The organism is Labrys sp. 22185 (assembly GCF_052045555.1).
GTDB lineage: Bacteria > Pseudomonadota > Alphaproteobacteria > Rhizobiales > Labraceae > Labrys > Labrys neptuniae.
In genome coordinates this window covers 83,158-104,483 of record NZ_JBQEPH010000012.1, presented here as the reverse complement: position 1 = coordinate 104,483, position 21,326 = coordinate 83,158, and the positions used below count along the sequence as shown (strand labels likewise).

The 21,326-nt window shown below is 62.1% G+C and carries 15 protein-coding genes; 13 read left to right on the top strand and 2 right to left on the bottom strand.

From position 1 onward, the window contains the following. The 6 genes from icmH (at position 1) to ACTJKX_RS22230 (ending at position 11,021) form a co-directional block, all read left to right on the top strand. On the top strand, positions 1-1,476 hold the full coding sequence (icmH, locus tag ACTJKX_RS22255; RefSeq protein WP_394312830.1) for a type IVB secretion system protein IcmH/DotU: 1,476 nt from the start codon (positions 1-3) through the stop codon (positions 1,474-1,476). Beyond that, a complete protein-coding gene (gene tssM / locus ACTJKX_RS22250) occupies positions 1,476-5,042 on the top strand; it encodes a type VI secretion system membrane subunit TssM (RefSeq protein WP_440726546.1) in 3,567 nt (1,188 codons plus the stop codon). The genes icmH and tssM overlap by 1 nt, the downstream gene beginning before the upstream one ends. Positions 5,043-5,052: 10 nt before the next feature. Next, positions 5,053-5,736 carry a type VI secretion system-associated protein TagF gene (tagF, locus tag ACTJKX_RS22245; protein WP_440726545.1) on the top strand — a complete coding sequence of 228 codons (684 nt, stop codon included), beginning with the start codon at positions 5,053-5,055 and terminating at the stop codon, positions 5,734-5,736. Beyond that, a complete protein-coding gene (locus ACTJKX_RS22240; RefSeq protein WP_440726544.1) occupies positions 5,736-6,503 on the top strand; it encodes a PP2C family protein-serine/threonine phosphatase in 768 nt (255 codons plus the stop codon). Before tagF ends, ACTJKX_RS22240 begins: the two co-directional genes overlap by 1 nt. Next, positions 6,503-9,085 (top strand): protein kinase domain-containing protein, encoded by a 2,583-nt coding sequence (locus tag ACTJKX_RS22235; RefSeq protein WP_440726543.1) that lies wholly within the window; start codon positions 6,503-6,505, stop codon positions 9,083-9,085. Before ACTJKX_RS22240 ends, ACTJKX_RS22235 begins: the two co-directional genes overlap by 1 nt. Positions 9,086-9,545: 460 nt before the next feature. Beyond that, a complete protein-coding gene (locus tag ACTJKX_RS22230) occupies positions 9,546-11,021 on the top strand; it encodes a PIN domain-containing protein (protein WP_440726542.1) in 1,476 nt (491 codons plus the stop codon). A 155-nt stretch (positions 11,022-11,176) separates the two neighbouring features. Here the strand turns inward: ACTJKX_RS22230 and ACTJKX_RS22225 are convergent, their stop codons facing one another. After that, positions 11,177-12,409: a hypothetical protein gene (locus ACTJKX_RS22225; protein ID WP_440726541.1), complete on the bottom strand. Its 1,233-nt coding sequence runs from the start codon at positions 12,407-12,409 to the stop codon at positions 11,177-11,179. A gap of 196 nt (positions 12,410-12,605) precedes the next feature. After that, positions 12,606-12,896 (bottom strand): PAAR domain-containing protein, encoded by a 291-nt coding sequence (locus ACTJKX_RS22220; RefSeq protein ID WP_311943561.1) that lies wholly within the window; start codon positions 12,894-12,896, stop codon positions 12,606-12,608. Positions 12,897-13,326: 430 nt separating this feature from the next. On the opposite strand from ACTJKX_RS22220, the gene ACTJKX_RS22215 reads away from it, so the two are divergent. The 7 genes from ACTJKX_RS22215 to tssG all read left to right on the top strand — a co-directional run bounded on the left by ACTJKX_RS22215 (position 13,327) and on the right by tssG (position 21,324). Continuing rightward, positions 13,327-14,013: a response regulator gene (locus ACTJKX_RS22215; protein ID WP_440726540.1), complete on the top strand. Its 687-nt coding sequence runs from the start codon at positions 13,327-13,329 to the stop codon at positions 14,011-14,013. Positions 14,014-14,759: 746 nt separating this feature from the next. Further along, the gene (gene tssB, locus ACTJKX_RS22210) at positions 14,760-15,278 is read left to right on the top strand and encodes a type VI secretion system contractile sheath small subunit (RefSeq protein WP_394312821.1); all 519 of its coding nucleotides are present in this window, start codon (positions 14,760-14,762) and stop codon (positions 15,276-15,278) included. 54 nt (positions 15,279-15,332) lie between these two features. After that, positions 15,333-16,826, top strand: a complete 1,494-nt coding sequence (tssC, locus tag ACTJKX_RS22205) for a type VI secretion system contractile sheath large subunit (RefSeq protein ID WP_440726539.1) — start codon at positions 15,333-15,335, stop codon at positions 16,824-16,826. 120 nt (positions 16,827-16,946) lie between these two features. Next, complete coding sequence (locus ACTJKX_RS22200) at positions 16,947-17,435, top strand: Hcp family type VI secretion system effector (RefSeq protein ID WP_394312818.1); 489 nt, start codon at positions 16,947-16,949, stop codon at positions 17,433-17,435. 235 nt (positions 17,436-17,670) lie between these two features. Further along, positions 17,671-18,225 carry a type VI secretion system baseplate subunit TssE gene (locus ACTJKX_RS22195; RefSeq protein WP_394312817.1) on the top strand — a complete coding sequence of 185 codons (555 nt, stop codon included), beginning with the start codon at positions 17,671-17,673 and terminating at the stop codon, positions 18,223-18,225. A gap of 4 nt (positions 18,226-18,229) precedes the next feature. Continuing rightward, positions 18,230-20,194 (top strand): type VI secretion system baseplate subunit TssF, encoded by a 1,965-nt coding sequence (tssF, locus tag ACTJKX_RS22190; protein WP_440726538.1) that lies wholly within the window; start codon positions 18,230-18,232, stop codon positions 20,192-20,194. After that, a complete protein-coding gene (gene tssG / locus ACTJKX_RS22185) occupies positions 20,191-21,324 on the top strand; it encodes a type VI secretion system baseplate subunit TssG (RefSeq protein WP_440726537.1) in 1,134 nt (377 codons plus the stop codon). Before tssF ends, tssG begins: the two co-directional genes overlap by 4 nt. The last annotated feature ends 2 nt before the right edge of the window (positions 21,325-21,326 follow it).

Genomic DNA, 21,326 nt, shown 5'->3' with positions numbered 1-21,326 from the left:
ATGACGAACGGCAAGGGCCCGTTCGGGTCTAACCCCGACTCCGAAAAGACGGTGATCAAGCCCAATCCGGGCGGCCGGCGTGACGGCCAGGGTGTGCCTTATCCCGGCGCAACCCCCGCGCCTGCCCAGGACATCTGGGGCGGCCCCCGCGTGGCGGCAGGTGCTGCAGCGCCGCAGCCTCCTCAGGGCCACCCCTATCAATCCCTGGCCGAGACGCCGCGCGCCCAGCCTCCCCTGCCGATCGGGCCCGCCACGGTGGATCTCGAAGCGCTCGGCGTCAGCGACAAGACCGGCGGGCCCAATCCCATCCTCGAAGCGGCGATGCCCCTGCTGCTGGTGCTGGCCAATATCCGGATCGCCAGGCAGGTTCCCCAGGTTGCGCCGATGATGAGCACGGTGGCGCAGGGCATCGAGACCTTCGAGGCCGAACTCAATGCGCGTGGCATTCCCGAACCCCAGGTGCGCACCGCCAAATATGCTGTCTGCGCCACCGCCGACGACATCGTGCAGAACCTGCCGAGCTCGGACCGCAATCTGTGGACGCAATACAGCATGCTGAGCCGCTATTTCCAGGTGCGCGACAGCGGTGTCGGCTTTTTCGACGAGTTGGCCAAGCTGCGGCAGCACCCGCAGATCAACCACAATCTGCTCGGCCTGATGCATGCCTGCATGTCGCTCGGCTTCGAAGGCAAATACCGGGTGGCCGGCGGCGACGTCCCGCATCAGCAGATCCGCCGCGATCTCTACGAAACCCTGCGCGCACGGGAGGCGCGGGTGACGGATCATATCTCGCCGCATTGGCGCGGGCAGGACATCGCTGCGGCCTATGTGCGCCGGACCGTGCCTTTGTGGGCGATCACCTCCGTCGCCGCCGGCCTGCTCCTCCTCAGCTTCCTGGTGTTCCGCTGGCTGCTCGGTGGCATGTCCGATACGGCGAGCGCCGGCCTGCTGGCGCTGCATCCGAATGGCGACATCCATATCTATCGCACCGTGCCGGCGCCTCCGCCGCCACCCCCGCCGATCAAGGTCACCACCCAGCTCGAGCGCATCCGCGAGCGCCTGAAGGACGACATCGCCGCCAAGAAGGCTTCGGCCGACTATTCCGGCAAGGACATCGTGGTGCGCCTCCTCAACGATTCCCTGTTCGACAAGGGCAGCACCACCCTGCGCCCGGATGCCGTGCCCGTCATTGGCCATATCGCAGCGGCGCTCGACAAGGAGCCCGGCCAGATCCGCATCGTCGGGCATACGGATAACACGCCGGTGCGCGCCACCCTGCGCTACAAGGACAACCAGCAGCTTTCCGAGCAGCGGGCGCAGGCGGTCGAGAAGATCCTGGTCGGCGGCATTGCCGATCCCAAGCGCCTGACGACGTCGGGGCAAGCTGATACAGCGCCGATCGATCTCAGCAACACGGCCGAGGGCCGGGCCAAGAACCGGCGCGTCGAAGTGTTCATCCCGCGCGAGGATATGTGATGAAGCGCTGGATCATCTTCATCGTCAGCTTTTTGGCCGTGGTGGCGCTGTGCGCAGTGATCTGGCTGGTGCTGCCGCTTGTCACCGTCGCCGGCATCGAGCCCTTCGACAGTCCCTGGCTGCGGCTGGCGCTGATCGGCCTGCTGCTGGCGATCTATTTCTGCTGGCTGGCCTATCGCATCTACAAGCATGGGCAATCGGCCAGGGCGCTCGCCGAGAACATCGCGGTGCAGGAGCCCGAGGATGACGGCTCGGATGCCTCCGTGCTGGCCGAGAAGATGCGCGACGCCCTGCTCACGCTCAAAGGCTCGCGCCGCACCAAGGGCGACTTCCTCTACGAACTGCCTTGGTATCTCATCGTCGGGCCGCCCGGTGCCGGCAAGACCACGGCCCTGATGAATTGCGGCCTGAAATTCCCGCTGGCTGCCCATACCGGCCCGATCGCGGGCAGCGGCGGCACGCGTTACTGCGATTGGTGGTTCACCGAGGACGCCGTCTTCATCGACACCGCCGGCCGCTATACCACGCAGGATTCCGACACCGAATCCGACCGCAAGAGCTGGCTTTCCTTCCTCGACCTCCTCAAGCGCCACCGTGAGCGCCAGCCCATCAATGGCGTGCTGGTGGCCATCTCGATCGGCGACCTGCTGTCGATGAAGGAGGCCGAACTCGGCGCTCACGCCGTCGCCATCCGCAAGCGCCTGGCCGAGCTCAACAATCGCCTGCAGGTCGATTTCCCGGTCTATGTCATCTTCACCAAGGCCGACCTCATTGCCGGCTTCATGGAGTATTTCGGCAATCTCGACCCGGAGGAGCGCAAGGCGGTCTGGGGGGCGACCTTCCAGACCAGGAACAAGAAGGAAAACCGGGTCAGCGACGTCGGACCGGAGATCGACCTTCTGGTCTCGCGGCTGAGCGCCGAATTGTCCGATCGCCTGCAGGAGGAGCCTGATCCGATTTCGCGCGTGAGGCTCACCGGCCTGCCGTCCCAGCTTGCGGCGCTGAAGCCCACCATAACCCGCTTCCTCAACCAGATCTTCGAGCCGACGCGCTATCAGACCAGCGCCGCCTTGCGCGGCTTCTACTTCACCTCCGGCACCCAGGAAGGCACGCCGATCGATCAGTTGCTGGGTTCGCTGTCGCGCGATCTCGGTCTGCAGGCGGGCGCCAGCCTTGCTTATTCAGGAAAAGCCAAGAGCTTCTTTCTGGAGCACCTGCTCACCAAGGTCGTGTTCGGCGAGGCGGGCTGGGTCTCCACCAATGCCGCCGCAGTGCGTCGCAAGATCCTCTTGCAGACCTCGGGCTATGTGCTCGTCGCCGGTGTGACGCTGGCTGCGCTTGGCGGCTGGTTGACCAGCTATTACGGTAACAAGACACTGATCGACCGCACCGATGCCGCCACCGCCGCCTATGCCAACGACACGGCGGGCCTGCTCAAGGAGGATCCGGTCAACGATGCCGATTTCCTCAAGATCGTCGGGCCGCTCGACAAGCTGCGCGACTTTCCCTGGGGCTATGACCGGCTCGACAGCGAACCGCAGATCAAGGACACACTGGGGCTGGGCCAGCACAAGCGCATCGGCACGGCAAGCGTGGCCGCCTATCGTGATGGACTGGACCGGCTGTTGCGGCCCCGCATCCTCTTCCATCTCGAAAAACGGCTCGCCGACCTGCAGGATCAGCCGGAGCAGCTCTACGAGCCGCTCAAGGTCTATATGATGCTGGGCGGCGATCCCGTCATTCCGGTGGACACCGCGCTGATCGAGGGCTGGATGCGGGGAGATTGGGAAAGCCTCTATCCGGGCGAGCCCAACAAGGCGACACGCGACAGCCTGGACCGGCATCTCGACGCCATGCTCGGTATCGAGGGCACGCCGCGCCCGATCGCCCTCAATGGCGATCTCGTCAAGGCGAGCCAGGTGGCCTTGACGCGGCTGTCGCTGGCCGAACGCGCCTTTGCCATCATCAAGTCGACCGCCCACGACCAGAGCGTCAGGGACTGGACCGTGGCGGGCAATGCCGGCCCCGATGCCGCCGTCGTCTTCGGCACCAATGACGGTTCACCCATCGAGAGCGTCGGCGTCCAGTCGCTGTTCACTTATGACGGCTTCTACGCCCTGTTCCTCGACAAGATGAAGTCGGTCATCACGCTTTTGCAGAATGAGCGCTGGGTCCTGGGCGAATCCGGCAGCACGCAGGCCATCGACGAGCAATATGCCAATCTCGGCCCCGATCTCTACCGCATCTACGACCAGGAATTCATCAAGGCGTGGACGGCGGCGCTGGCGAAGTTGAAACTCAACAGCTTCGCTGCCGACAAGCCCGGCTATGCCACGCTGCGGGCTGCCACCGGCGCCGCTTCGCCGATCAAGCTCTTGTTTGAGTCCATCTCGGCGCAAACCAGGCTGACGGAAGCACGGCAGGGCGCCGATAGCGACGTCGGCGGCAAGCTCAAGGATGCGGCGGTTAAGGCCGCCACCAAGGCTGTCACCAGAGCGGCCGGCAGCAAGCTCGATGACATGGCAGCGATCGGCCTCGACGCCGCCAAGAAAGCCGCCGGCCGTGGCGGCAATGTCGAGGCGCCTTTCGTGCCCGGTGCTATCATCCAGGAACATTTCCGGCGCTATCACGACCTCGTTCGCAAGAACGGCGACAAGAGCCAGATCGACCTCCTGGTCGAGCAGCTGAAGGGTCTCTACCAGAGCCTGATCGACGAGCAGGATTTCGAGCGCGCCGTGCAGGCCCGGCAGAACATGCAGACTTTCCTCGGCTCCATCGCCACCAGCTCGTCGCGCCTGGAAGCTCCCTTCGACGTCGTGTTCCGCGATGCCATGGCGGAGTTCGAGCAGAAAATCGTCGGCGACAAGGTCGATGACCTCAAGGGCGCGCTGAAAGGTTCCGTGACGCGCGAATGCCTCAACATCGTCGGCAACAAATATCCCTTCTCGCCCGGCAGCAAGCAGGAGGTGCCGATCGGCGAGTTCGGCCGCCTGTTCGGGCCGAACGGCATCTTCGATACCTTCTTCCGCGAAAAGCTGGCGGGCCTGGTGGATACCTCCGGCGCGGCCTGGGGCTGGAAGCAGAATTCGAAGTTCAGCCAGGCGCTGTCGCCCGAGACGCTGCGCCAGTTCCAGAACGCGGCGCGCATCAAGGAGGCGTTCTTCAGCGGACGCGGCACCTCGCCCAATGTGAAATTCGCACTGGTGACGCAGTCGATGAGCCAGAAGACGGCCTCGGTGAGCTTCGAGGTCAACGGCACCAAGCTCGACAGCCCGTTCGGCGTGAGCTCGCGCGGTGATTTCGAATGGCCGGGCCGTTCTCCCGACGGCACCGCCTCGATCACCATGCCCGAAAGCGACGGCACATCACCCAGCTTGCGCTTCACCGGCGGCTGGGCGCTCTATCGCCTGCTGCAGAAGGGCGACATGCGCCAATCCGGCAACAAGGCGACGGCCCGTTTCGTCGTCGGCGGCCGGGAAGTCACTTATCAATTGACCTTCGATACACTCGACAATCCCTTCACCATCCTGTCGCAACTCAAATTCGCCTGTCCGTCGGATCTCTAGAGCGGCCCTCATGATGACAATGTGCGGCATGTTCGGAAAGCTGCCCTCCAAGCGCGACTTCGTGTCCTACAACATGCCGCGGCCCTTCCTCGACCAATGGGAGGAGTGGCTCCAGAGTGCCGTCGCCGCCAGCCGGCACGCGCTCGCCGAGCGCTGGCAGGAGATCTATCTGAGCTTTCCGATCTGGCGCTTCTGGTGCGGCAGGCGGGTCTTCGGCACGCCGGTGACCGGTGCACTGATGGCCTCGGTCGACGGGGTCGGGCGTTATTTTCCGCTGACGATATGCGCCTGCGAGCCGCCCGATGCCTATCTGGAGCCGCCGCCTTCGCGGGGGCTCGACCAGTGGCACGAAGGGTGCGAGCAGTTCCTGCTCCATATGCTCGATGACCAGTTCGAGCGCGAGCCGTCGCATCTGCTGGCGCAGATCCCGTTCCCGCCCCTGGCATCGCGCCTGCCGCCGCCGCAGCGCGATGGTGGTCTGCTGCTCTGGCCTGGCGAAGACCTGCCGATTGCCGATGCTTTCCGCTCGCTCGACATGGCGGATGGGGATGCGCGCAACGGCGCCCGCAGCTATTGGTGGACGCATGGCGGCCAAGGGGCGCATCCTGGCGGGCACACCGCCAGGCTCGTGGTGACTGAGGGCAAGCCCGGCGCCCAGTTCTTTTCGTTCCTGATGACAGGGGAGGCTGTTTGATGGACCCTTGGGCATCCAGCGAGCATCTGAAATTCGAAACCGCGGCGCTGACCCATCCGGGCCATGTGCGTCGCTTCAACGAGGATTGCATCTTTACCGATGGCGCGCGTGGCATCTGGATGGTGGCAGACGGGATGGGCGGCCACCGCGACGGCAATCTCGCCAGCGCGATGATCGGCGATGCCGCGCGAGGCCTCGGCAAGACCGCATCCTTGATGGAATTCGCGGAGGCGTTCCGGCGCGAGATCGCCACCGTCAACACCGAACTGCTGGCCCGCTCCCAGGGCCGGCCCGAGCTCATCGTCGGCTCGACGGTCGTGGCGCTGCTGACCGTTGATGGCAATTATTGCTGCTTGTGGGCCGGCGATTCCCGCTGTTACCTGATGCGTGGGGAGCGTATCGAGCAGCTCTCGCATGACCATACCGAAGTGCAGGAACTGGTGGATCGCGGCATCATCAGCCAGGAAGAGGCGGTAAGCTGGCCACGCCGCAACGTGGTGACCCGCGCCGTCGGCGCCATCGATGATTTCGAGCTCGAACAGGCCACCGGTGTGATAAAGTCGGGGGATCGTTTCGTCCTGTGCAGCGATGGCCTGACCGGGCATGTCAAGGATGAGGAAATCCTCGCCGTGAGCACCGGGCTGAGCGCCAACCAGGCGAGCCACGAACTTCTCGAACTTGCCTTGGCGCGCGGTGGCAAGGACAATATCTCCGTTGTCGTCGTCAATGTCGTCGACAGGGGCGCGACAACGCTTGTGATGCGATAATGGCGCCGATGGAACCGTCCTCGAACGATGAGCGAACGCGGATCGCGATCCGCGGTTCGGCTGTGAGCATCGGCGCCGAACTCAATCAGACCTATCGCATCGACGCACTTCTCGGCGTCGGCGGCATGGGAGAAGTCTATAAGGGCCACAACATCCAGACCGGCGACCCGGTGGCGATCAAGATCGTTCTGCCGGAATTTGCCGAGGACGAGACCATTCTCGGCCTGTTCCGCAAGGAAGCGCGGATCCTCAACCATCTCTATCACGAGGCGATCGTCCGCTATTACGTATTTTCGATCGATCCGGCGCTGTCGCGACCCTATCTGGCGATGGAGTATGTGGACGGCCCGTCGCTCGCGGCCCATGTGAAGAATGCACCCCTCACTGCCGCCGAATTCATGCCCTTGCTGCGCCGGCTGGCCGACGGCCTGCATCGGGCGCATCTTGCCGGCGTCATTCACCGCGACATGTCGCCCGACAATGTCATCCTGCCGGGCGGCCTGGTCCAGAATGCCAAGATCATCGATTTCGGCATTGCGCGTTCAGCCAATGTCGGTGGCGAAACGTTGCTGGGCGGCAGTTTTGCCGGAAAATATAATTTCGTCTCGCCCGAGCAGCTCGGCCTCTTCGGCGGCGAAGTCACGCCCAAATCAGACATTTACAGCCTCGCTTTGGTGATGGCGGCCGCGATGCGCGGCCGCGCGCTGGACATGACCGGCTCGCAACTCGACATCATCGAAAAACGCCGCAACGTGCCCGATCTCGATGGCGTTCCCAGGCAGTTCCATGCCGTGCTGGCGGCGATGCTGGCGCCCGATCCGGCGGGGCGGCCGGAGGACATGGCCGCCATCCGCGACTGGCCGGACGGGCCGGCGACACCCAAGGCGAAGGCCGAGAAGCCGAAAGCCGAAAAGCCCAAGACTGTTGCGGCCAGATCGTCGGAAGCTTCCTCGACAAGGCCTTCGCACGTCCTGCGCAACACGGCTTTTGCCGTCACTGCCGTCGCAGTCATCGGCCTTGGTGTGGCGGGAGGCTGGATCTACACGGAGGGGGGGCTGTTCTCTGGCAACACCCCGCCCATTGGCGGTCAACCCGACAACAAGCAGCCGGATGGCAACAGCCAGGAAACCCTGGCCAGACAGGAGTCTGAGCGCCGTGAGCGCTTGGGTAAGCAACTTGCGAGCGCCGGCCAGGACGTGGCGGCGCTGAAGAGCTTCCTCGATCAGTGCGGCGCGGACTGCCCCGACGATCTCGCCCGCCAGGCGAGAGACAGCATCAGCACCCAGGAGGCGCAGGCCAAGCGCCGTGCGGACCTGGCAAACCGGCTTGCGAGCGCCGGCCAGGACGTGGCGGCGCTGAAGAGCTTCCTCGATCAGTGCGGCGCGGATTGCCCCGACGATCTCGCCCGCCAGGCGAGAGAGAGCATCAACACCCAGGAGGCGCAGGCCAAGCGCCGTGCGGACCTGGCAAACCGGCTTGCGAGCGCCGGCCAGGACGTGGCGGCGCTGAAGAGCTTCCTCGATCAGTGCGGCGCGGATTGCCCCGACGATCTCGCCCGCCAGGCGAGAGACAGCATCAACACCCAGGAGGCGCAGGCCAAGCGCCGTGCGGACCTGGCAAACCAGCTTGCGAGCGCTGGTCAGGACGTGGCGGCGCTGAAGAGCTTCCTCGAGCAGTGCGGCGCGGACTGCCCCGGCGATCTCGCCCAGCAAGCCCGGACCCGTATCGATGCCGCAAAAGAACTGGCCGTGCAGCATGATCGCCTCGCGGCCCAGCTCACGGCTGCCGGCAAGAATGCCGCAGCACTCAGGCGGTTCCTTGATCAATGCGGTGCCGATTGTCCCGATGATCTGGCTGCAAAGGCGAAAGCCGCGCTGGAAGGCACCAAATTGGCGGCGGTTACATCACCGACGCCGGCCGCGCTCAGGGATTTCGTCGCCGGTTTTGGAGCGGATAGCTGCTTTTCTGCGACGGCGGACGATGTAACGGCGAGTTCTGCAAGCGTCACCGCGCTCGGCACGGCGGCGACGGACCAGAGCTTCGCCGATGCCTTCAAGCTGAAGGCGGGTTTTGCGCCGACGGTGAAACTCGATGCGGTCTCCGACCAGCAGTGCGGCTTCGTCGGGGCGTTGCGCCGGATGTCGGTTGTTGGCGCGCCGCCGTTGAAGATGGTGTTGAGCAAAGCGGAAATTCGAGGCGGCGACGCGGACAAGGGGACGCCGGGCGACCCGCTTACTGTTTCCGTGACCGGGGCGGGCGAACGTAACATCTATCTGTTCGTGATGGACCATAAGGGCGGAATCCAGAACATCAATCGGCTCTGTGCCTCCTGCATCACCATGAAGACGGGAGAAATCGAGGCCGGACTCAGCCTGTCGGCGCCGGCCAAGATCGAGGGCGAAGCTCGGCCAGCCTTTTTCCCCATGCTGGTGTTCGCGGTGGCCTCGTCGCGGCCGCTGATCAGCATCAATGCGCAGGATGCCTTCGAGGCGGATGATTTCATCGCGCCTTTCCTCAAGGAGATCGCCAATGCCCGCGACGTTACCACGGCGGTGGGCTATCTCAAGCTGCGCGACCAGTGACGGCGCACAGAAAGACAGACTGAGGGGCATGTCCTGGGGGAGGGACGCAACCCTTCTTCCTCCAAGAGGTTACAGGCGCTGAGAATCTCTACAGCATCTCCTGAGAATGCCGTGCTGTTTCTTCATGTAAAAGACCGGCATGATTTGCTTTGCTAAAGAGAATACTGATCTTTTTTCAGCATCGTGTTTGCTCACTGTATCGAGCGTGACATTGTAAAATATTGTTGCTGCGTCGTTTTTTCAGAAATCCGACGTCCGATTTTCAGCACTGTTTTCTGGAGTGTGCTTTTGAGCACTTACCAATTCTCCTTGAATCGATAAAGCTCGATAAGAGAATTACCGATAGCATTTGTTCATAATGTTTTTCTCAGTAAATATTTAAGTCAATTACGTTATGGTACTGAAGTATTAATAATAAAAAAAACACAAAAACTTCCGGTTAAAATCAATTGGAGTCCCTATGGCTGACCCCATCATGCTGGATAAGAACGTAATTACATCGATCGCGAGAAATAATCAGCCGGCTGCTGAGAGTTTGAAGAAATACTTAAACGCCGGTACGCCAGTTTATATTTCACGCGCTGCTTACGACGAGTTGGTGACGCGGGCGCAAACGCAAAAACAAGGCGGCGAGTATGATTGGCTGCTCAAGGATGCGCGGATCACGATCGCCCCGGCAGGCAGCATCAAGGACCGGGGCGACGTCTATGCCGACAACATCCAATATGCTCCTGCTCCCAATCGGCCGCAGTTGAAGGATTTCTCGCGCAAGGACGATACCACGAAGCCCGGCGACGTGTTTGTCGTGGCACAGGCCAAGGCCATCAACGCGCGTTTGTGGACCTTCGACAGGAAGGTGCAGAATGCGGCACCCGCGCTCGGTGTCAGACTGGCGCCGGAATGCAGCATTGGCGACCGCAGCGGCGTCGAGGACGTGGCGGTAGGCCGGAAATTACTCGGACTGAATCCACGCACCATCGGCGCCGACGGCAAGCCGGTGCCGCCATCGGGAGGATCGGGGGGCGGCTCCGGCGGCAGCTATTCGATCGGGATAGCGGACAACAGCGTGCCGGAATTCGTGGGACCGTCCCCGAAGGGCATGGCGACGATAGCCGGGATCCAGCTGGCCTTCGAAGGGGTCAATTTCGTCCTCAACCTGGTCAACGACTACATCCAGAAGGAAAAGGTCACGCAGGCACTGGACCAGGTCAGGCAAACCATAGCCGGCGAACGCGCCTCCAATCCGCGAATGGGTATCCTGCTGTTGTTTTACTATAGCCAGTATCTGGCGGCCGATGAGAGCCTCATCAAGCCGGGCGCTGTGTTCGATCACCTGGCCTGGGGAAAAGGAACCACCCGAGACGAGGCGCTGCGCGATGCCTTGAGCGTGCCGACACTATCGCGGGGCGTCGGGCCAAATGAAAGGGCCTTTTCGCAGGAAGTCTGGATCACGCCGCTTCAGAAATCCGCCATCACGACCGCCAAATGTCCCTTTAAACCTGTTGCGGTAGGGCGATTCTTCCTTGGCGACTCCAACAGGGCGAAATTTCAACAGGTGGATTTCAGTATTCTTGGTGGCTTTGACGATGTGGTCGAGACGAGCGTCGAATTACCGGCCAATACCAATGTCGATTTTGTCGTCCTTGATCCACCAAGCCAAGTCTACTGGTACAATATGAATGGCCGGCAAGCCGTCCACGTGCCGCTTCTGGAGGATAAAACGGCGAACGAGAACACCATCAAGGTGGTAGATCTCGATCCATGGAGTCCCTTCCATGCGAAAGCGGCCATGGTTTTTCCCGTGGACGACTGGACGGAAAAAATATTTGGGCAAGTTTCACCCACGGGCAATTATTTCAGTCTCGGGACCTATGTGAATTTCAGCATGATCCGTTGGGTGCGCACCAAAAATATTCATCTGCTGCGCTTCTTGTAACCATCCATGACGGGTGATCGGGGCCGGGGCGGCCTTCGTACGGGCCGGTGTCGGTAATTCATCCCGTCCGACGGCCGACCCGTGCCGCAGGGCGTTGCAACCATTGCGCGGATCCGGCCCGCAAGCCTTCCAGGCAATCTATTTGGGACCCTTGGCTATTTGGGACCTTTGGCGGCGCTACGCGGTTTGAGTGGCTCCCAGACATAGTCCCAATTGACGATGTTGCCGGTCAGCCCCGGCGTGCATTGGCATTTCGGGCGATTGCCGGGCAGGCCGGGCGTCGCCGTCGGGCCGCCTTCGAATGTGGCCTTGGTCCACGCAACCGGGACGATCGCGCCTTCGGGGTTGTTGCCGAACCTTTTATAGGCCTTGATCAAGGTGGTTGCCCAGAGCAGCGAATAGATGGCCCGGATGACCGGATTGAGCTTGAGCGGCTGGTCGAAAGGATCCTTGCTCAGGGGATTGGGCATGACCAGGTCCGAGGCGGCAAACTCGCTGCACAGCTTGACCATGATGCCGTAGGTTCCATAGTTGACGCTGCCGTTCAGCCAGCATTTGCCAGCCACCTGGACGGTGTTGGAACAGGTGGCTTCGTCCTCGTGCCCGGCCGCGAAAGGGTCCGTGTTGGCATAGTCGGAGGATGACGGCGTGGCCATCGGACCGTTGAGGGCCGGATCGAAAACCGGAGGTGTTCGTAGCCATTCGGACGCGCCCTGATAGAGCGGGAGCACGTCCCACCCATCGATGTCGGCATGCGCACGCACCTTCTTGAGCAACTCACCGAGGTCTGGTGGGGCACCGCTCAGCAGTGAACCTGCCACTTCCCTTACCAGGCCGGCGGGATCATTCACGGGGAGCAGGATCTTGTTGCAAAGCGTGATCTTGTCGCGGCGCGGCCGGGCCCTGAACTCGATTTGGATCCGGCTCCAGATCTCCCGGAGCTGGGTCGTCACGTTCGGGCCGCAAACGAAGTTGGGCGCGGGTGGCGGCGTCGGAGCAGGCGCTGGCGGACGGCCTGTTGCATAAACGTAAAGCTCCACGGCTCGCCAATAGCCGTCATTGTCATTGTCGCGGCCGCCGCTCTGGCTTTCGCCATAGCCGAATTGCTGCGGGAACGAGACGCCCGGTACGGCAGCCTTGATGTGATCGACGACGGCCTGGCAGCGTTGATCCGAAAGCCGCTTGTTGAATTGAGCATCGCCGCTCCGGCTGGCATATCCGAACACGTCGACCCAGGGATTGGGTGCGTTGCGCAGAAGCGGGATCACCGTCGCATCGAGCCAGGCGATGTGGCTCGATAGCAGCCTGGATTGCCCGGTGGTAAAATTGCAAAGGCGCCCCGCAGCGGATGCCTGTCCTGGATTGATCGGTTCGACGTCGCTTGCCATGTCAACCTCAAGCAAATTTCAGAGTTGAATTGGTAAGATGAGAAGGTGTCGGTAATGGTATTGCCGCCGTGAACGAGGTATTTGGCGCGAGTTCTCTGTTGTTTATTGTCTTCGTGTCCGTCTCATTTGCGGGCGGACCAATTGTCCTGGCAAACAGCCGGGAAGTGGATGCGGGGAACGGCCGGCGTCGAGATGACTACCCGCCAATAAGTACGGTCGGCCACATGCCCACGATCGTGCCGCCATGGGCGGTGAGGTCGCCGATGCGCGCCGCCAACTGGCCATTGACCAGGACGGTGGTCGAGCCCAGCGCGATCACGTCGGGCGGCCCGACGCAGATGCAGAGATCCCCGACCCGCGCTTGCGGCTGACCGCCGGTGAAGACATTCACCGACGCCATCACGATCGGGCCACCGACATGGGGCACCAGCACATTCACCAGCGGGCAGACATGCATGTCGCCTAGACGTGAAGCCGGTTGTCCCATCAGCCACTTCCTGTTCTGCGTCTGTGAGGAGCGAACGCGCGAGCTGGTTGCATACTCTGTCCGACTGCAGCGGTTTTGTCATGCCACGGCAATCGTGCAGGCCGATGATAGGCCAAGGCGACCCATGATGCATATCCTTCAGATAGGGGGAAGCTAGCGAAAACCCGCCGCGCTTCCAGGTGCGTTCGGGACTATCGCTCGGCGAGCTCGGGTCCTGCCTGGGGCCTGCCAGATCGGTTCGTGTCCCCGGAATTTGCCGGCTATGCGGCCCCATATCGAGATTGACGCCACACATAGGGCTTGGCAATCTGGCACAAACAGCGCACGTAGATAGATGCTGGCCATGCCGGGCGATCAGCCAGGACCCCGCCCTTGCGCGGTCGATCGCCGTTCGCCGTGAAAACAACGCTGAACAGGACGATCTCCCACCATGACAGAAGCCACCTCCACGCAAGCACCCCAACCTCTCATTCGCGTCGCGGTCGTCGAGGACGATCCAGCGGCCCTCGAACGCATCACCGTGGCGCTGGAAGCGGCGCCGGATATCTCGGTCACGGCGAGTGCGCCGAACACCGCCACCGGAAAAACCCTGATCGACAAGGGCGGGTTCGACGTGCTGCTGTGCGACCTTGGGCTGCCGGATGGTTCCGGAATCGGCCTCATCCGCTATGCGGCCCAGAAATATGTCGATGTCGACATCATGGTCATCACGATCTTTGCCGACCAGGACAAGGTATTGGAGAGTATCAAAGCCGGCGCTCGGGGTTATCTTTTGAAGGATGAGCGCTTCGACAGCTTTGCCGAGAGTATCCGCGAGGTACGGCGCGGTGGTTCGCCGATCAGTCCGGTCATCGCCCGCCAATTGCTCAAGGAGTTCCAGCCGCGCGAGCAGGAAGCGGACAAGAAGGGCCTCGAATTGCTATCGAAGCGCGAGCTCGAAGTGCTCAAGCTCTTGGCGCGCGGTTTCACCTTCGTGGAGATCGGCGACATACTCAAGATCGGCCGAAGCACCGTGGCAACCTATGTCAAGAACATCTACCAGAAGCTCGAAGTGAATTCGCGTGCCGAGGCCGTCTTTGAAGCCTCGAGCATGGGCGTCATCAACATGCCGCGCTAAGAGGCTGTCATGGCCTGCGACAGCCTCCAAGGCGCACCGGTAATCCGACGGAACGGACCGAAGCTCGAAAATATCCGAGCCCTCCTCGCGCGGCGGGGTGAACGCCTGGCGCAGTTCGAGCCTTTGCCTGGGTCGACCCGCTTTTGTCGGACTTTCTCTCCATATACCGGCTCGATTGCCTACTCCTTTTTAGGCCTCATCTTGGGCTTGGAATCAATCTTGCGTTCTATACTGAGTTAAGAGAAGATACTCCCCCAACAGGCTCAGTCATCGCCGCACGCTTCTCTGATCGTCGTAACATTCACAAGGAGGCGAGCAGGGGGAAGTCTTCGTCACAAGAATGCCGGCTCGTAATTGCATCGGGCCGGTGCCGGGTCGACCGAGGCCTCTTGCAGGTGCGCTCCCTGCACGGTGTCACGCCGGAATCACTTGGCCTGTCTAGACTGACAATTGGGCCAGTCTCGTTTCCCGAAATTCCCTTAGTACGGCCGGTTTCACCTTGAGAGAGCCGGTATGTGCCATCTGCCACAATACGCGACAAAGGGGGCTCGGAGCCGGCCCCCCAAATAGGGGATTACGGGGGAGGGGGTTTGGCGCAAGATTGGTTTCGCAAGGGGGATGACACCGCCCGCTGGGCCGGCGCTCACCAACCTCAATGAATTCAAGTGCGAGGGTGGGATCTTTTCCGCCGGTCTCCTTCGGTGGGCAGGAACTCCCGTCGCAGTGTCGAGGAAAGAGGCAAAGTCATGGCTGACAGCGGACAGAAGTTCATCAAGCGCAACCGCCCGCCGCGCGTCCAGATTCAGTATGAAGATCCCTACAATGCGGAAAAGCTCGTCGAGATTCCCTTTGTGATGGCGGTGATGTCGGACCTATCCGGCAATGCGTCCGAGGTCGAGAAGCCGCCGATCGCCGAGCGCAAATATCTCGACATTGACATGGACAATTTCGACGACCGCATGAAGGCCATCAAGCCCGGCACCAGCTTCAAGGTGACCAATCGGCTCGGTGACGCCAAGGGCGATGAGAAGATGTCGGTCAAGCTCAGTTTCGAAAAGATGAGCGACTTCAACCCCGCTCAGGTCGTCCGCAACATACCGGCGCTGGCCAAGCTGCTGAAGGCGCGCGAGCAGCTCGCCAATCTGCAGCGCTACATGGACGGCAAGGTCGCGGCCGAAGATCAGATCAAGGCCCTGTTGAAGGACCCCGAACTCATGCGGCTGCTCAAGGACAACAGCGAGCAGGCCAAGCCTGAAGAGAACTGACGACGGCTCCCGCCAGTAGATCAAGCCAGAAGATCAAGTCAGGAGTTCAGCCAGATGGCCGAAACAGCCGCTACCCCCCAGACCGTTCCCGCGACCGAAACCCGTGACCTGGAGAGTTTTTCCAGCCTGCTGCGCAAGAGCTTCAAGCCGCGCAACGACAGTGCTGCTAGCGAGGTCGAGAATGCCGTCAACACCCTGGTCCGCCAGGCGCTCGAAGATACCTCACTTGTCAAGGAAGATGTTCTCGATACCATCGACTCGATGATCGCCAAGCTCGACGAGCAGCTGTCGATCCAGCTCAACGAAGTCATCCACGCGCCCGAATTCCAGAAATTGGAGAGTGCGTGGCGCGGTCTCAATTATCTCGTCTTCAACTCCGAAACCGACACCACGCTGAAGATCCGCTTCATGAATGTGTCGAAGGAGGAGCTCTTCCGCGAGTTCAAGGTCTATCCCGGCGCGCGCTGGGACCAGAGTCCGATCTTCAAGAAGCTCTACGAAGCCGAGTATGGGCAGCTGGGCGGCGATCCCTACGGCGCCTTGGTGGGCGACTATTACTTCGACCACTCGCCGCCCGACGTGCAGCTGCTGCGCGATATCAGCAAGGTCGCGGCTGCGGCGCATGCCCCTTTCTTCGCGGCGGCCAATCCGGCCTTGTTCGGCATGGACAGTTGGAACGAGCTCACCAATCCGCGCGACATCGGCAAGATCTTCGACACGCCCGATTATGCCGCTTTCCGCTCGCTGCGCGACCAGCCCGACTCACGCTATGTCGGCCTGTGCATGCCGCGCGTCCTCTCGCGCCAGCCCTACGGCGCCAAGTCGGAACCGGTGGAGGAATTCGCCTTCGAGGAGGACACGGACGGCCATCAGGGCAGGAAATATGCCTGGATGAACGCAGCCTACGCCATGGCGGTCAATGTCAACCGCGCCTTCAAGGAATATGGTTGGACGGTGCGTATCCGTGGCGTTCAGTCGGGCGGCGAAGTCGTCAACCTGCCAACCCATACCTTCCCCACCGACGATGGCGGCATCGACCTCAAATGCCCCACCGAAATCGCCATCAGCGATCGGCGCGAGGCGGAACTGTCGAAATCGGGCGTGCTGCCGCTGATCCATCGCAAGAACACCGACAAGGCGGCCTTCATCGGTGCCCAGTCGCTGTACAAGCCCCGGAAAATGGATACGGACGACGCGACCGCTTCCGAAAACCTATCGGCCCGGCTGCCTTACATGTTCGCGGTGTCGCGCTTCGCGCATTATCTCAAATGCATGGTGCGGGACAAGATCGGCGCCACGATGGAGCAGGACCAACTGCAGAAATGGCTGCAGACCTGGATCAATCGTTATGTCGACGGCGATCCCAAGAACTCGACCGAGGCAATCAAGGCCAAGAAACCGCTGGCCGCGGCTAAGGTCGAAGTGTTCCCCGACGAGGAAAACCCCGGCTATTACGCCGCCAGGTTCTATCTGAGGCCACACTACCAGTTGGAAGGAATGGATATCGGCATCAGTCTCGTCTCGAGACTGCCCAATAGCCAGAAGTAACACGACAATCCAAGCGGGCCTGCCTGAACGCTCCGGCGAGCGAACGATCCCGCTTGGCCAATTCAATCCGACGGAAGCCTTCGGAAAAAGGCACATCCGCTCACATCACAGGAGAGTAAAATGGCCCAATCAGACGCACTACTTCAGATCAATGGTATCGAGGGTGAAACCCAGCAGGACAGCCTCGATGGCTATATGGAGCTGTTGAGCTGGAGCATCGGCGGCTCGAATTCCTCGACCTTCGGCAGCGGCACCGGCGGCGGCAAGGGCAAGTCCGTCCTGCAGGACCTGCATTGCACCAAGGCGGCGGACAAGGCTTCCGCCAACATCTTCAAATATTGCGCCTTCGGCAATCACATCGACGAGGTCAAGCTCGTCGTGCGCAAGGCGGCGGGCGAAGACAAGCTCACCTATATCACCATCACCCTGACCAACTGCTTCATCACCAGCTATCAGACGAGTGGCGGCTCCGATGGCGGCGCGATGGAGAGCTTCTCGATCACCTATGAGAAGATCAACCACGAATACCAGCCGCAGGACAAGACCGGCGCCGCCGACGGTGGCTCGATCGAGTTCACTTACAACGTTGCTACCGGCAAGGATCAGTAATTCCTCGCCTTTCGGAGACGGGCGGCTGCACGAGCGTGATGGTCGCCCGGTCCCGGCAGAGACTGATACCTCGGCCGCTCGGACTTGGCACCACAGTTGCAAGTAGGACCTGATGGCGGTTTTCAGGGACGGCCGGGCGGTTCATCGACGCTGAAAACACGACTGCGGTACCAATTCCTAGTTTCGATGCGTCTTCGAGGTTCAGCTCAAGACGCTCCAGCATGTGGAAGATCCATTGAGCCGTTTCCGTGCCGTCAAGAGCGATCGTTTCGTACCTCCCATCATGCATGCCTTTCGGGAGGCCTTCCGCATGCGCGATGCCGCCAAGCCTATCGACAATCGCAACGATGCCGGCGAGCGCGTCATTGCCGGGCGGCGCACCTCGCCGCGTTCGGCGGTGGGCGAGACAGTGCTGCGTTCGGAACTCGGCGAGGACCTTGCCTCCTTGCTCAACACCGTCGAATTGGCGGCGATCGAGGATCTCGACGGCTTCGACGCCGTGGCGGCCTCGATCCTCAATTTCGGCGTACCGGATCTGACCGCGATCGTCGCCAGTCCCGAGGCGGCGCGACGGGTCGCCCATCTGCTCAAGCAGAGGCTGGAGCTTTATGACTGCCGGCTGGTACCCGGCACGGTCACCATATCCGGCGAGCCGCTCGACGATAGCGCTTCCGGCCAACTGAGGTTCCACATCAGCGCCGAAATGGTGTCGACGCCCACCGATATCCCGATAGAGTTCGTGGCGGACGTCGAGGTGGAGAGCGGCAAGATCAGAGTCTTCAAATTGTGATGCCATGAACCGTGAATTTCTCGAGCTCTACAATCGTGAACTTGGCATTCTCAAGGAGGAAGCCAGGCAGTTCGCGGCTGAATTTCCCGGTGTTGCCGAGCGCCTGGGTGGGCTTTTGGAGAACAACACCGACCCGATGATTGCGGGGTTGCTCGAAGGCACCGCCTATCTGGCCTCCCGCGTGCAGCTCAAGCTCAAGCATGAATATGCCGAGTTCACCGACAATCTGCTCGACCAGCTCGTGCCCGATTATCTGGCGCCGGTGCCATCGGCAGCGCTGCTGCGGGTGGAGCCGCCCTATGGCGACCCCAATCTCAAGGATGGCATGAAGATCGCCGCCGGCTCCTATGCCGATGCGCGCTTCGTCGAGCGTGAACGCCGGATTGCCTGCAAATATCGCCTCGCCAGCGAGATCACCTTGTGGCCGTTCGAACTCGGCCAGGCCGAATTCCTGAGCGGGCCGGCGACGCTGCAGGCTCTCGGCATCGAGGCCGGCCCCGCCAGCCAGGCGGGCCTCAGGCTGTCCCTGTTGCGGCGCTCCGCCGCCGACCGCCTCACCGAGCCGGCCGACAAGCAGGTGGCACAGCGGCCCGATTGCTGGTTTGCCAACTGCCGGACCGATGAGCTTACGTTCCATATCATCGGCCAGGAGGGCGATGCCGTCAGGCTCTACGAGCAGCTCTTCGGCGCCACCACCGGCATCTATGTTCGCTATCTCGACGAGGCCGGCGATCCCGTCATCCTGCCGCTGCCCAGGAGCTGCCTGGCCCAGATCGGCTTTGCGCCCGACGAACCATTGTTTCCGTCCGACCGGCGGGTGTTCAGGGGCTTCGATCTCCTGCGCGAATATTTCGTACTGCCGGCGAAATTCCTCGGTTTCAAGCTCACCAATCTCAAGCCTGTCCTCTCGGCGATCCGCACCAATCGCTGCGATATCGTCATCGCCTTCAGCCAGGGTGACAGCCGGCTGCAATCCGTGGTGAGGGCCGACAGCTTCGCCCTCTACGCCGCCGCTGCCTCCAACCTCTTCGAGATGCAGCTGGCGCGCGTGCCCGTGAAGGACAACGAGCACGAGTACCATGTCGTCACCGATCGCTCGCGTCATCTCGATTTCGAGGCCCACCGCCTGATCCGGATGCATGCCCATGTCACCGGCAGCGGTGACAAGATGGAGGTCTATCCGCTCTACGCCGCTCCGCCGCTCGGGGTCTCCGCCACCCAGACGATGTTCTATACCGTGCGGCGCCTGCCCCGCCGCCGCTCGCAGGAGGAACGGCGCAATGCGCAGCCGACGCAATATGTCGGCAGCGACATGTTCGTTACGCTCACCAATCACCGCGACAGGCCTGATGGCCTCCACGTCGCTGAACTCAGCCTGCGGGCGCTGTGCTCCAACCGCCACCTCACCGAACATCTGCCGGTCGGGCAGGGAGGGGCCGATTTCATTCTCGAAGACAAGACCACGCTGAGGGTGGACTGCGTGGTCGGACCGACCCTGCCGCGCGATTCCATCGCCACCGATCCGGAGGCACGCGGCCAGCATGGCGCGGGCGGCACCTCGGCCTGGCGGCTGATCAGCATGCTCAGCCTCAATCATCTCGGGCTCTCCGGCTATGGCACGCGGGATTCGGCCGCATCGTTGCGCGAGATCCTCTCGCTCTTCGCTACGCGCGGCAGCGCGGCCATCGAACGACGCATCCAGGGCGTCATTGCCGTCGACAGCAGGCCGATCACCCGGCGCATCCGTCAACGCACAGGCGCGGGCGTGGTGCGCGGGCTGGAAGTCACGGTGACACTCGACGAAAAGCATTTCGAAGGCAGCGGCATTTTTCTGCTCGGCGCCATCCTCGATCGCTTCCTCACTGAATTTGTCGGTCTCAACAATGTGGTCGAGACCGTGATCCGCTCGACCGAACGCGGCGAGATCATGCGCTGGCCGGCGCAGCTCGGGCGGCGGCAGCAGCTATGAGCACGCCTCCCGACCTGCCGCAGGAGCGTTTTCCGGAAGAGCCGATAGACTTTTCGGCTGAGAAAGCGCGCTACAACAACGAGTTAGAGAGAAAGGGCGATTCGGATAAATCGCCCTTTGCTCAGGAGCCGGGCGGTCGAGACTTCCTCGACCTTCTGCGCCGCCTCGAGCACCTGGCAGGTGCCAAGCCGCGCATCGGCGAGAGTGCGTCCTCGGCCGAAGCCGTAGCGAAGCTAGGCCAGCAGCCCCACATCGATTTTTCCGACGACAACGTCAGCCACGTTGCCCCACCCGAGGGAGGTCCTGCCACGGTCGAGAGTCGCTTCCTCGGCATGCTGGGGCCGCAGGGCGCCCTGCCGCTGCACACCAGCTATGAAGCGACCCATTGGGCCAATATGCGTGACGTGGCTTTCGCGCGTTTCCTCGACATCTTCAACAACCGCTTCCAGCAATTGTTCTTCCGGGCCTGGGCCAATGCCCGGCCGGCCGTACAGGCGGACCGGCCGGAGGAAAACCAGTTCCTCACCTATCTCGGGGCCATGATCGGCATCGGCACGCCGGCCATGCGCGGGCGCGGCCAACTGCATGATTTCTCAAAGCTGGCACTGGCCGGCCTGATGGCGCCGGCGATCAAGAGCGCCTCGCGCATCGAGGGCATGCTCGGCTGGCTGTTCGATGCCAAGGTCGAGGTGCAGGAATTCGTTGGGGTGTGGTTGCCGCTCGAGGCGCGCGAGCAGGCCGTGCTGGCAGCAGGCAGCTGTGCGCTCGGCGTCGACAGTATCATCGGCCGCTCGGCCTACAGCCTCAAGGACAAGTTCCGCATCAGGCTGGAAGTCGCCAACCTCGACGAGCTGGAGACCTTCCTGCCCGATGGCCTTCATTTCGAGCCCCTGGCCGACATCATCCGCTTCTATCTCGGTGAGACCTTCATCTACGACGTCGAATTCGGCCTGGCGGAAAGCAAGACCAAACCCGCTCAGCTCGGCGGTTTCGGCCGTCTTGGATGGACCTGCTGGATGGGCAGGAAGGGGGCCGCCGATCCTGAATCCGATCGCATGCGCTGGGACTGCCATTTCCATCCCGCCGAGATCCGCGCCGAGCGGCGTCGCAAACCGAAAAAAGGGTCGTAGCC

What these genes read in the sequence shown, in the direction of transcription:
- icmH (WP_394312830.1), top strand. Translation starts at nt 1, where the DNA reads ATGACGAACGGCAAGGGCCCGTTCGGGTCTAACCCCGACTCCGAAAAG.
- tssM (WP_440726546.1), top strand. Translation starts at nt 1,476, where the DNA reads ATGAAGCGCTGGATCATCTTCATCGTCAGCTTTTTGGCCGTGGTGGCG.
- tagF (WP_440726545.1), top strand. Translation starts at nt 5,053, where the DNA reads ATGATGACAATGTGCGGCATGTTCGGAAAGCTGCCCTCCAAGCGCGAC.
- ACTJKX_RS22240 (WP_440726544.1), top strand. Translation starts at nt 5,736, where the DNA reads ATGGACCCTTGGGCATCCAGCGAGCATCTGAAATTCGAAACCGCGGCG.
- ACTJKX_RS22235 (WP_440726543.1), top strand. Translation starts at nt 6,503, where the DNA reads ATGGCGCCGATGGAACCGTCCTCGAACGATGAGCGAACGCGGATCGCG.
- ACTJKX_RS22230 (WP_440726542.1), top strand. Translation starts at nt 9,546, where the DNA reads ATGGCTGACCCCATCATGCTGGATAAGAACGTAATTACATCGATCGCG.
- ACTJKX_RS22225 (WP_440726541.1), bottom strand. Translation starts at nt 12,409, where the DNA reads ATGGCAAGCGACGTCGAACCGATCAATCCAGGACAGGCATCCGCTGCG.
- ACTJKX_RS22220 (WP_311943561.1), bottom strand. Translation starts at nt 12,896, where the DNA reads ATGGGACAACCGGCTTCACGTCTAGGCGACATGCATGTCTGCCCGCTG.
- ACTJKX_RS22215 (WP_440726540.1), top strand. Translation starts at nt 13,327, where the DNA reads ATGACAGAAGCCACCTCCACGCAAGCACCCCAACCTCTCATTCGCGTC.
- tssB (WP_394312821.1), top strand. Translation starts at nt 14,760, where the DNA reads ATGGCTGACAGCGGACAGAAGTTCATCAAGCGCAACCGCCCGCCGCGC.
- tssC (WP_440726539.1), top strand. Translation starts at nt 15,333, where the DNA reads ATGGCCGAAACAGCCGCTACCCCCCAGACCGTTCCCGCGACCGAAACC.
- ACTJKX_RS22200 (WP_394312818.1), top strand. Translation starts at nt 16,947, where the DNA reads ATGGCCCAATCAGACGCACTACTTCAGATCAATGGTATCGAGGGTGAA.
- tssF (WP_440726538.1), top strand. Translation starts at nt 18,230, where the DNA reads ATGAACCGTGAATTTCTCGAGCTCTACAATCGTGAACTTGGCATTCTC.
- tssG (WP_440726537.1), top strand. Translation starts at nt 20,191, where the DNA reads ATGAGCACGCCTCCCGACCTGCCGCAGGAGCGTTTTCCGGAAGAGCCG.